7 protein-coding genes are annotated in these 12,096 nt (G+C 39.2%); 2 read left to right on the forward strand and 5 right to left on the reverse strand.

Features of this window, described 5'->3' with window-relative positions:
- Window positions 1–112: 112 nt before the first annotated feature.
- Both AB2N10_RS08155 and AB2N10_RS08160 read right to left on the reverse strand, forming a co-directional pair.
- Window positions 113–2,533, reverse strand: coding sequence for an immunoglobulin-like domain-containing protein (locus tag AB2N10_RS08155; RefSeq protein ID WP_369434634.1), 2,421 nt, complete (start codon window positions 2,531–2,533; stop codon window positions 113–115).
- Complete coding sequence (locus AB2N10_RS08160) at window positions 2,431–3,285, reverse strand: immunoglobulin-like domain-containing protein (protein WP_369434635.1); 855 nt, start codon at window positions 3,283–3,285, stop codon at window positions 2,431–2,433. Before AB2N10_RS08160 ends, AB2N10_RS08155 begins: the two co-directional genes overlap by 103 nt.
- A 741-nt stretch (window positions 3,286–4,026) precedes the next feature.
- Between AB2N10_RS08160 and AB2N10_RS08165 the strand changes: the two genes are divergently transcribed.
- Window positions 4,027–5,625 carry a glycoside hydrolase family 16 protein gene (locus AB2N10_RS08165; protein WP_369434636.1) on the forward strand — a complete coding sequence of 533 codons (1,599 nt, stop codon included), beginning with the start codon at window positions 4,027–4,029 and terminating at the stop codon, window positions 5,623–5,625.
- 535 nt (window positions 5,626–6,160) lie between these two features.
- Here AB2N10_RS08165 and AB2N10_RS08170 read toward each other — a convergent pair.
- Window positions 6,161–8,182, reverse strand: coding sequence for a methyl-accepting chemotaxis protein (locus AB2N10_RS08170; protein WP_369434637.1), 2,022 nt, complete (start codon window positions 8,180–8,182; stop codon window positions 6,161–6,163).
- 381 nt (window positions 8,183–8,563) lie between these two features.
- On the reverse strand, window positions 8,564–9,847 hold the full coding sequence (locus tag AB2N10_RS08175; protein ID WP_369433681.1) for a carbohydrate porin: 1,284 nt from the start codon (window positions 9,845–9,847) through the stop codon (window positions 8,564–8,566).
- 458 nt (window positions 9,848–10,305) lie between these two features.
- Between AB2N10_RS08175 and AB2N10_RS08180 the strand changes: the two genes are divergently transcribed.
- Window positions 10,306–11,304, forward strand: coding sequence for a LacI family DNA-binding transcriptional regulator (locus AB2N10_RS08180; RefSeq protein WP_354624182.1), 999 nt, complete (start codon window positions 10,306–10,308; stop codon window positions 11,302–11,304).
- A 364-nt stretch (window positions 11,305–11,668) separates the two neighbouring features.
- On the opposite strand, the gene AB2N10_RS08185 is transcribed toward AB2N10_RS08180, so the two are convergent.
- Window positions 11,669–12,094, reverse strand: a complete 426-nt coding sequence (locus tag AB2N10_RS08185) for a hypothetical protein (protein WP_354624181.1) — start codon at window positions 12,092–12,094, stop codon at window positions 11,669–11,671.
- Between the last annotated feature and the right edge of the window lie 2 nt (window positions 12,095–12,096).

Here is a 12,096-nt window from a genome sequence, read left to right on the forward strand (position 1 = left end):
TACATCAAAACAAATAAGTAAAACTGACTTAAATTGCTCTTTTGTATTTTATTTTAGAGATAAAAAAACCCCTTAACGCTAACGTCAAGGGGTTTTTAACTATAAACTTACACTATTTAGCGACAATAGCGACGTTATCTATATAGACATCCATTGCACAACCAGCTACAGCACCACATACAGGCCCCATTAACAGATTGAATCCCCAATCAGCCTTAGCGCCAGCGGTGAAGTCCATTGTGTATGTCTGCCACGTAGGAGTTGGAGTAATATTATCCATCACCGCTGTAGCAGAAACACCCGTGGGGTCAAAGGTTTGCACATTACCATTGAAGACAGCACCATCAGCTGATGAACCTTTAAGCGCGAAGCTAAGGGTATATTGTTGCCCAGGAATGACCTCTCCAATCGCAAATTTTTGCTTAACTAATCTTGACTCACCGCCTTCTATTGAAATAAAGGCTGCACCATCAACGATGGTTGCATTACTCTCCCACCCTGTAAGCCCACTTGCAAAATCACCATTTGGTACTAAATTACCTGCAACAGGTTCACCTGGGGTACCTGGATCAACAGGTGCAATTGGCTCACCACCAGCAGCGGCAATTAAGATGTTGTCAAGTTCAACATTCATGGCACAACCAGCAACCGCACCACATACAGGGCCCAATAAAATATTTAGTCCCCAGTCAGCTTTTGGCCCAACAGTAAATGGCATTGTAATCGTTTGCCAAGTATCCGTAGGTACAACGTTATCGAGCACGGCGGTTGCAGTAACTCCTGTTGGGTCAAATGTTTGTACGTTACCATTAAAGACAGCGCCATTTTCAGCTGTTCCTTTTATATCAAAACTCAGTACTAAATCTTGCCCTGGTGTAACGGCTCCAATAGCTATTTTTTGTTGTGATATTCTTGATTCACCACCATTAATTGCAATAGAGGCAACACCATTAGTGACGGTATAATTACCCTCCCATGAGGCTTTACCTAATGAAAAATCACCATTAGGAATTAAATTAGTTACACCACCACCTTCAACAACATTAACTGTTCTGGTCATTTGAGCGGCTGCATTACCATCACTATCTGTCACATCGTAAGTCACAATGTAAGTACCTGCAGTCGTTTCATCAACTGGATTATTGATAATGACATTGGCAGTCACATCGCCATCAAGGTTATCTTGCGCTGTAACTCCCGCGTCAACATAAGAGTCACCCACAGAGATAACAACATTCGCATCACCTAAAAGAGTAATGACCGGTGCAATATCCGCATCAGTGATCTCAGTAATTGCAATATTGTCAAAGGTAACAGTTGTTGATACTCCAGCACCTAAAGCAAAGATCAGATCGCCAGAATTAGCAGCATTAGCACTCGCAGTAAATACAATTTCATGAGTACCCATTGTGGTTGTTAAAGGGACAATGGTATCGTCAGTGAATGTATTAAACCAAGGAGCGCCTGAAAGTAACTCGCCGAGTTGCACAGTGATACTTCTCGCTTCTGCAACGCGAGCATCAAACGATAATTTATATTGTGTACCTGGTACTAAGACTAAATCTCCCTGAACTAAACGTGGTTGATATGCTGCACCTGGTGCAATGCCTTCAACGACTAATTCGCCATCAACAATCGTAATTGTACCAGCACCTTCCTGTAAAACCCACTCAGTAGGCACTATTGCGTTATCAAAACCACCATTTTTAACAATAACATTGCTAGGATCGATCACATTGACTTGACGCTGGATTTCTGTGGCATTATTACCCGCCGCATCTACCACGTTATATGTCACAGTGTAAACACCGACAATCGATGTATCAACATTAGAGTCATCAACAATAATATTCGCAGTAATATCCCCATCGACGTTATCTGATGCCGTTGCGCCTGGTTCAACATAGCTATCATTTAAATTAACAGTAACTGAAGATGCACCCACTAAAGTAATGATCGGAGCAACTAAATCGTCCGAACTAACAATTACCGTTCTGGTAACTTCTGTTGCAGCATTACCAGCCGCATCCGTCACATTATAAGTAACGACGTAAGTCCCATCAACAGCGGAATTCACACTATCCCCACCGACTACAACAACTAAACCAGTATCCACATTATCAGTGATAGTGACGCCTGGATCGACATAAACAGCACCATTATCGATGTTAACAGTTGATTCACCAAGCAATGTGATTACTGGTGCTTCTGTATCCTCAGCATCGTATTCAGTGATAGAAATATTATCAAGTGTCACATCGGTTGCTAAACCAGCACCAAGTGAGAATATAAGGTCAGCATTCAAAGAAAGCGGATTATCAATTGTCACAACTAGCTCAAATGTTTGCATTGCTGTCGTTAAGTCAACTGGAATATCTTCAACAAAATTATCGAAATATGGGTCAGCGTCTAGTAACTTACCTAACTGAATTAACATGCCTCGAGCTTGTTCAGCTTTAGCATCAAATTTGATTTTATAAGTTGCTCCATCAGCAGAACCGAATCGGTTTGTTGCACTAAACGACCTTCCCATGGGTTACCACCAGGAGAAAGATCAACAATAACCAATTCACCATTAATGATGGTTGGGATCCCGCCTCCTAATTCAAAGTACCATTCATCACCGAGTGCAGTAGCAAAATCACCATTGGTAATAATTGCGCTATTTGCTTCTACTACATTAACTTGACGAGTCACGTCTGCTGCTACATTACCCGCCGCATCCATTACATTATATGTGACGGTATAAGCACCAATAGTAGAAGAATCTACCGCAGTAGCATCAACAACGATGTCGCTGGTAATATTTCCGTCCACATTATCAGATGCAGTAGCGCCTAAATCAATGTAGGTATCATTCAAATTTATAGTTACCGAAGCTGCGCCCACTAAGGTGATCACTGGAGCTTCAGTATCGACACCAGTAGCATCTTTTACAACAACGGTTCTTGTGACAGCCTGAGCAACATTACCAGCCGTATCTGTAGCATTGAATGTCAATGTATATGTACCAGTCACGGCCGTATCTACGGTACCAGTTTGGCTAGCAGTTAAGTTTTTATCGACATTATCGGTGACCGTAACCCCTGCATCTACATAGTTAGAATTTTTTATTACATCAACAGAAGCTGCACCAAGTAATTGTATTACAGGAGCTTCAGTGTCTACACTAGGACTAGGTGTTGATGTGTTTTTGTTGCTTTCATCACCACAACCAGCCATGGCTAATGATAGAGCCGCAATTAATGCACCATTCGCCAAATTAAAACCCGCAATTGTTTTCATCTATTTATCCTTAACGTTAATAACATAATTTTCCATCAATATATGCTGTGGTATTTTTACCCACCACAGAAATAAAGCGCTTTCTTTTTAAGAAAAATGTTTACCGATAAAATCATGCCCCTACACTTAAAGTAAATTAATGGGCATGTGTTTATGGAGATCAGTAAACCACAAGGTTGCAAATATTTCGAACAACAACAAAACAAAAAGCGATCTCAGTCACTAAAGAAAACGCTTACATGAGGTATCCATCACGTTTTTCAATCACTTTTATTCAACATATATTTAACGTTTATATAAAATTAACTACTTAGTAGCAACTACGTACCTAACGACAGAATTCATGTTTTATTAATAAATAACAAAACACAATAAACATAACCACTTGAATAATAACTACTTTTTTATGTTTACACATGAACTTATGATCCCCCTCATCTGCTAATACATAAAGAGTTTTATACTCCTATTGAATATATTAACGATATTTTTATTACGCTCTTTTTTACATCATAGGTCCTATAGTAATCACCTATCAAAATCGTGCGAAATCTGCTATCAATTATCAGCAACCCCGTTTAACGGATTTTTAGCCCAATCGAAACACAAATGTGAAGTTCCTCCCATATCAAGATATCAAATTATCCATATATCTAGATTAGATTTAAAGATACAAGCTTCAGTGCTATAACTAACAGTGAAAGCGCTTACTTTAAAATCTATATAAGGACAGGATTAAAGATGAAACAACCCGCCTACTCAAAATTGTCAGCTGTCGCATTAGCGGTTACTTTAGCTGGCTGTGCATCCTCTGATAATAAGGCTAACACTGAAGATAATGTGTTAGAAAAGACATCAACGCCAAAGGCTCTCGTACTCACAGCGGCTCCGCTAAAACCAAGCGAAAAGTGGGATTTACTCTGGAGCGATGAATTTGATGGTGATGAAATTGATAAAAAGAAATGGGAATTCGTCGCTGATTGTTGGGGTGGTGGTAACAATGAACAACAATGCTATACGACACGTAAAAGTAATGCCTTCATTGAAGATGGCAAATTAAATATTGTCGCCAAAAAAGGCAGTTTTACAGGCCCTGATAATGCTGATGGTAACCCAGGCACCCGAACACTCCCTTATACCTCTGCAAAATTACGCTCAGTAGGTAAAGGCAACTGGAAATATGGTCGTTTTGAAGTACGTGCAAAATTACCATACGGTCAAGGTACTTGGCCTGCATTTTGGATGTTGCCAACCGATTGGGTCTACGGCGGCTGGGCAGCATCAGGTGAAATAGATATTATGGAAGCAGTAAACCTAAAAACGGCTTCTACTGAAACAGGCGCTGCCGATGGCGAGTTAGAATCACGTGTATTTGGTAGCCTCCACTACGGCAAGCCTTGGCCTGATAATGTTTTTACAGGTCAAGCAACACATCTACCTGGCAATGTAAACCCAGCCGATGATTTCCATACTTATGCCATCGAATGGGAAGAAGGTGAAATTCGCTGGTATTTGGATAATGTTCACTTTGCAACGCAAAGAGCTGATGGTTGGTATAGCCAGCATATGGAAGATGGTGTTTATGTGAGTGGCGGCAAAAATGCGCCCTTCGATCAAAAATTCCATATGTTGTTAAATCTTGCTGTTGGTGGCAATTGGGCAGCTAACGCTAATGACGGTGGAATTGATTCATCAGTATTCCCACAAACATTAGCCATTGACTATGTGCGCGTCTATCGCTGTTCAGCGGATCGCTGGAAAGGTAAAGGTTGTGCAGCGGTATCAGAAGAGGCCAAATTAGTTGAAGGAACACCTGAACCTGAAATTCTAATCGGTGACGGCAATTTTGGTAAAGGACCTGTTTTTAATGTTTACAATGATGCTTTAGCGGTTGGTGCTGCATTTGACGGTTATGATCCGAAAAAGGTGGTCACACAGGAAGAAGTTGATGAAGAAGGTCGCGGTAAAGTTTGGAAAATAACCAAAACTGGCGATGTCGGTAATGTTTATCTTCGAGCACCACAAACTGATATGAGCCACTGGATGGACGGCGGTGAACTTGTCTTTGACCTTAATATCGTCAGTAAAGAGGGCAACCCGGATCTATTAATAAAAATGGATAGCGGCTGGCCTAATGCAAGTGATATTGCCATCGAACAGCCTGCAGTCGGAACATGGAGTGAAGTCCGTATTAATGTAGCAGATTTGATTTCACGTGGTAACCGCTTTGCGGGTGGTAAAGCTGATATATCAAGAATCCGTAACATTTTAGTAATTGAACCATTAGGTCCAATGACCATGAAAGTTGATAACATTCGTTTTGAATATGCATCTAAATAAAAGCTTATCTTAGAAAATTTAGAATAATCACAATGTGGTTGAATAGCTGACTATCAACCACATTAATTTTATTTCCGCTTTCGTCAATCTACCATTAGTAATAACAATAGTTAAACATCCCACTTATCTCATCGATTAAGACTTTCCACTTACCACTGAATCGTGCTTATAATCTCATTTAGTTGGCTATGGCAAGAGAGTACATCACCACTATTAATACCAATCCGATTGGTATAACTCATGATATTTGGAAATGCAAAGTCAGCAAATAATGCGTGGACTAAGCAGGTATATGACTATCGCAGTGTGCAATGGTCATATAAATCAAGCTGCTATTATTGAGGGGGGGCTGTAATTGCTACACGCTTAAAAATATAGCAGAGAATGGCACTTAAAAATTTACAGGTAGTGTTCAAAAAAAATGCCCTTACTGTTTTATTCTATGCAACTGAAATGACACACATTTTTAAACACTTCCCTTTAAACATAGGCAAATAACACTTACTTCATTAATTTGATATTATCGCCTTCATTTTTATACTTTAAAACGATGCACCAATTCATTTTGTTGATGAGCTAACTCATCTAATTGACCAGTCACCTGTGTGACTTTTTCCATTGAAGAATTGTTATCATCCGCTATCTGGCTAATGTTTTCTAGGCTCCGAGCGATCGAATTCGTTGTTGAGCTTTGCTCATCAGCAGCACTAGCAATATGATAGCTCATTTTACTTATTTCAATAATATTTGCCTGAATTTCTTCCATTGCACTATTAGCATTGGATGTTTGCATTAAGGTTTTATTCATTTCGCTGACACAACCTTGCATTACTGTAGAGGCTTGCCCCGATTTTGACTGGAGGTTATTAATCATATCTTCAATTTCAGCCGTTGATTTTGTCGTCCTTTCAGCTAAAACTCGCACTTCATCGGCCACAACAGCAAAACCTCTTCCTAGCTCACCAGCGCGAGCCGCTTCAATGGCGGCATTAAGCGCAAGTAAATTGGTCTGTGCGGCTATATGACGAATAACATCCAAAATAGAGCCTATGTTACTACTCATATCTTGCACCGTTAAAACAACTGTAACCGATTCATTCAATTTATCCGATAATTGATGAATGGTAGAAATGTTATCACTCATGATATCGCGCCCAGTTTGCGCAGAGACTTCAACATCACGAACCTTATCCATAGAGCTCTGTGCGCTAGATGCAACATCTTTAACGGAATGCTCCATCTCTGTCATTGCTGTTGCCACCGAGGCTGTTTGATTACGCTGTTCATTCAAACGCGCCCTAGAGACCTCCATGACTGATTTATTTTGAGCAGATACTTCGGCTAAATCGCCGGCTGTTGCACTTAATTTACGCAATATATTTTGCAGATTAGATGCAAGTGTATTTATATGGTCACTAAGTTGGTTAAATTCAATAAATGTATTGCTATTCACTCTAACGGTCATATCCCCTGCCGTTAATGCTTCAAGTGCGTTAAGAATAGAAATGAGTGGTTTACGCACATTCTGAGAAAGTAACCACGCAAGAAAAAGTAAGAATACCGTAACGCCACCTCCAATTAAAAGCGCCTGAGCATAACCATCCAAATAGATTTCATTCGCAGTTTCAATCGAATTGGTAAGTAATCGCTCACCCTCACCTCGAAACTGAGCAAGAATAGTCATTGCTTGATCAATTTCAGCAGCTAGGACAGATATGTTCGCATATAAAAGAACCCGGGCATTAACGAACATGAAATGCTGATCAAGCACCCCTCCTTTACTACCTACATCTTCGATGAACTGCATCGTCGATGCCTCAAACTCCTCCTTGAAACCAGGTAATTGAGTGGCAATACTCTGATAAGCAAACTTCAATCGTGTCACACTTCGCTTGTTGGTTTTTATTGCTTGGCTAATTTTATTGATATCATCACTGGAAAGTGCATCGGAAGTGATTGTTTCAATTGACTTTAATTTATCAAAATATCCTTTTGCTAAGATTTTAACAATATCAGTGCCTTTTTCATTAATATATTCAATCATCCCTAAACGTAAATCAGTTTGTAGCTTTTGAAAGCGACGTGCTGTTATCTGCCGTTCTTGTTGCGCAGATAATTGCATTTTGTAATTATTCATCGCGATATTTGATTCAGTAAAGTAACGCTCCTCTAGAGCCTGTAATTCACTTAATTGTCCATTTAATTTGGGATTTTCGGCGCTCAATGAGGCCAATTTGGTCAGCGTATTACTAAAGTCCTGATGTGCTAAGCTAAATTTTTCTTCGTAACTTTGCATTCGTAGCGCATCTTGGCTGGTTAAAAAATCTTTAAATGTTTTATCAGCAATCAGTAACTTGACGCTACTTTGATTGGCTAACGTCACAAGCGGCAAAACATCCATACTCACGGATTCAAGCTCATTATAAATACGACTTGTACCGTTCAACATTAACATCACAGTCGCAATAAATAGTGCTACCATCACGGAAAATCCGGCGTACATCCTTTTAATTACGGAAGTTTGTCTATTTATTTTTAGCATATTTTTAAATTCCATTCTGAAAACAACCTCTCTCACAAGTAAACGCTTACTCTTTTTATTTATTAACTAGCAGTACATTTAGGGAATAATTGGTAGGATATATTACGGGGCACTATTATTTTATTTTTCAAAATCAGCCATTTCACAGCACCTAGAAAATTAAAAAATCGAGCTGTTTTCATCGATAGCAGCAATAACTACTGCCCAGATAAATGTAAGTTTACAGTCGCATCCTTGATATTATTTTTGTAGGCTAGTCAATTTATCTAATGATTTCAAAGCAACTGGGCAATCTATTGCCGAAAGCGTAGCGCTACAAATGCTGCAATATTAATAAAATAAAAAGGGCCATTACAATCGCGTATGGCCCTTTAAAGTGACAAAACTACTTATCGTTTACCACCACATGTCAGCTTGTAAACCAAGTATAAAGTCACTATCACCATTATTAGTTCCTGCATGGTCTAAATATGTACCTAGCAGTCTAATTTCAGGTGCAGGGCCTTGACCTGTTCCTATAATCCACGTTGGGGCAAGGGTTGCTTTCGCGTTATTGCCCTTATAAGTTTCATTACCGTTTGAGTCTTCTGCATAGGCATGAGACACACCAAATTCAGTTGCGATAAAGAAGTTATCAAAAACAGGGAAAGTTGGACGGATCATTGCCGAAGTCCAGTAATTATAGCTGCTATCATCATTATCATTGTACTGAGCTTGTAATGCAGGGAACAAGTTAATGCCGTTCTCTAGGAAGTAACCACCCCAAAGTAAAAAGCGCGCTGACTGATCCTTTTCGTCAATATAAGTCATTCTATCTGGACCTGGACCACCAGCAACCCAACCGTTATAAACATTAAGCGTACCACCAAGTAATTGATGAGAGCCTAAACCACGACCGGCTTGCAAAATAACTTTAGAGAAGCCATTACCAGGTAAACCCACGAAACTATCTAGATGAACAATACCTGTTACATCAAAGCCCTTTTCTGCGTATTCATTCCCAGCCTCATCCCAGTTATCTGGCATGCCCTTTAACTGGCCATGTAACTCGAAACTGCCAAAATTTGCACCGACGTGAATAGAGTGCATTAAATTATTGGTATTATTACCCCAACGACCATCTGGATTATTACGATCACTGGTCATGTATGCAAAATCATATTTAACATCACCAATTTCATAATCAGCCAGACCAATACCTAAGCCTGACATTTGTGTGTAGAAGAAATCCGTCATAAAGATATAATTGTCTTTACCGTAATCGCGTTTACCCGCCCAAAATGTTCCCGTTTCAGTCAAACCACCAAATTCAACATAGGTTTGTCCAAAACCCATACTATTAGACGTTGAATCAGCATCTACCGAAGAACCCAGTGCTTTATCATCCCCTGTACCAGCAACCGCAACATGAATACGGATAGATTTACCATCATCAAAGGCCCATTTTTTTACTAATTCAAAGTTCATATCATTATCAGACTCAATACCTAAACGCCCTAACTGCTCTTTCGATGCGGGGAATTTAGCGCGTTTATAATCATCCTTTGAACTAACTAAAACACCTGAACGAAAGTAACCGTGAAATTCTATACCATCTGTTGTAGCAGCATTAGATGTAGTCGTAACGGACAATGTTGATGTAGCAAGAAGACATGCGAGTGTTAATTTTGATAGTTTCATTGTAACTCCATAATGTATTTGTATTTCCGTGTATTGATCAAGATAACAACAAAGCGCACTGAAAGCGCTTTCTTTGATTGTTAAAAAAAAAGCCAAATATGATAAGGTAACAGTCAATAGAGCAGTTAAAATCCATTAGCTAACTTCAGATGCAAGTATAAAGAAAAAAAAGCAGATAAAAAGTGAGCCACATCACCAATGTAAGCGCTTTCATGTGATTATGATCTCACTCTATTAATTACGCAGTGAACTAATATTTACAACAACAATAAAGGTAGCGCATTTCTTAAAGCTTAAACTTACCTGTTAAACGATCACCTTAATAAAAAAATATATGTGCAGTCAACACCATAAATGTGTTTTCTTTACCATAATTCAACGAAAGCGCTTGCGCTGTATCCAAGCTAAGTTCAAAATCATCCACTTAGGTGTCACACAACATAGATAAGGAGAGTAAGTTGATCACCATCAAAGAAGTCTCAGAGCTTGCCCAGGTTTCGCAAGCAACGGTTTCAAGAGTATTAAATGGCCATCCAACGGTCAAGGACTTCAACAAAAAGAAGGTCTTTGAAGCAATAGAACAATTAGGTTACAAGCCCAATGCCTTCGCACAGGCACTCGCATCTAGCCGCTCAAACAGCATTGGAATGTTAGTAGGCTCTCTTGAAGGTCCCTTTTATGGGCCTTTGATGCATAATGCAGAAGATACACTTCGAAAAAAAAATATGCATTTAATTGTAACGAGTGGGCAAGAATCCAAGGAAAAAGAGAAAGATTCGATTCGATTTCTTCAGTCTAAGCAAGTAGATGGTTTGATTATTCATTCAGATATGTTGTCTGATGATGAATTGATAAAAATAGCAAATGACACGCCTGCCACCGTCATTTTAAACCGTTATATACCTGAATTAGCCAGCCAATGTATCTGTATCGATAATGAACTTGGCGGTTATCTGGCGACTAAGCACCTACTTGAATCAGGACACAAAATCATTGCATGTATTACCGGTCAGCTTAGTAAAATTGATAGCCGTGATAGGTTACAGGGCTATCGTAATGCTCTGACTGAGTATGGCGTTCAATACGACGCGAGCTTAATTGTCGAAGGACGTTTTGACCATGATGGGAATCATGAAAAGGTCAGACGTTTATTAGATAGACGTAATGATATTACAGCTATTTTCTGTCAAAACGATAATATAGCACTGGCAGCCTATGATATATGTAGTGAAAGAGAGCTAAAGGTGGGTAAAGATATCTCGATTGTTGGTTACGATAATGATACTTACAGCCAACATATACGGCCGAGACTCACCACGGTTCACTTTCCTGTTATAGAAATGGGTAGAGAGGCAGCCACTAGTGTACTTTCGCTGATCAGTAAATCAAACAATGCGTTACAGAACAAGTTGGAACCCGAACTTATATGTAGAAATTCAGTAAAAATTATAAAATAATTAAACTAACTTTTTAATCATAATCTCTTTTGCATTCTAAGTAATTATCAATAAAGAGGTAATGATATAACTCCTGTTTATATAGCCAGCCAGACTGGCTTCCCTCCTGTTTAACTTTTCAGACCAACCCGCATCAGCTCTATCTTATTGGTTAAAGCTAATCCAATAGTTTAGCAAACTGTGCCAACAATATTAAGCACCATTCTATATCTACTTTGGGAAAATTGTGTGCAAAAAAGGCAGTAAAACTGCCTTATATACATGCTGCTTCAAGATGCAAAGTCAGTAAGAGCAAGCGTGGTGATATGTGAAGCATAAAATTGCTAATGATATACTTTGCTCTCCCTCATTTTTCCTCAACAAGCTATGACCAAAGTTCAGTCGTTATTGCTAGCAACTGATGACGGACAGTATCGTCAATCATTATCTTTGGAGAATTAGCATCATCGGTATCCTGATTCTCGACAATTAAGACTTTAGCATCAGCACTTAGTGTATGAGTATGGTAAATACCACGCTTAATGTTATAGACCTTGTTAATTTCCATATTCCAACTCGCGATCCCAGCAATGTTATTTTTTTCATCTAGCTCTGCACAAAATAAAATACACTTACCAGATAACAATACAAACACTTCATCAGTTTCATTATGGCACTGAAAATTATCAATTTTATCTGCCTCTAATTCATTGATATAATTGAGCATTGCAACTCGCCATGTCTGAAAATCAACGACGGGAGCATATCCCGTCGCATTAAATTCAGACACCTCTAATAGGTGACTGTTCACGC

Source organism: Psychromonas sp. MME1 (assembly GCF_041080865.1).
Taxonomy (GTDB): Bacteria; Pseudomonadota; Gammaproteobacteria; order Enterobacterales; family Psychromonadaceae; genus Psychromonas.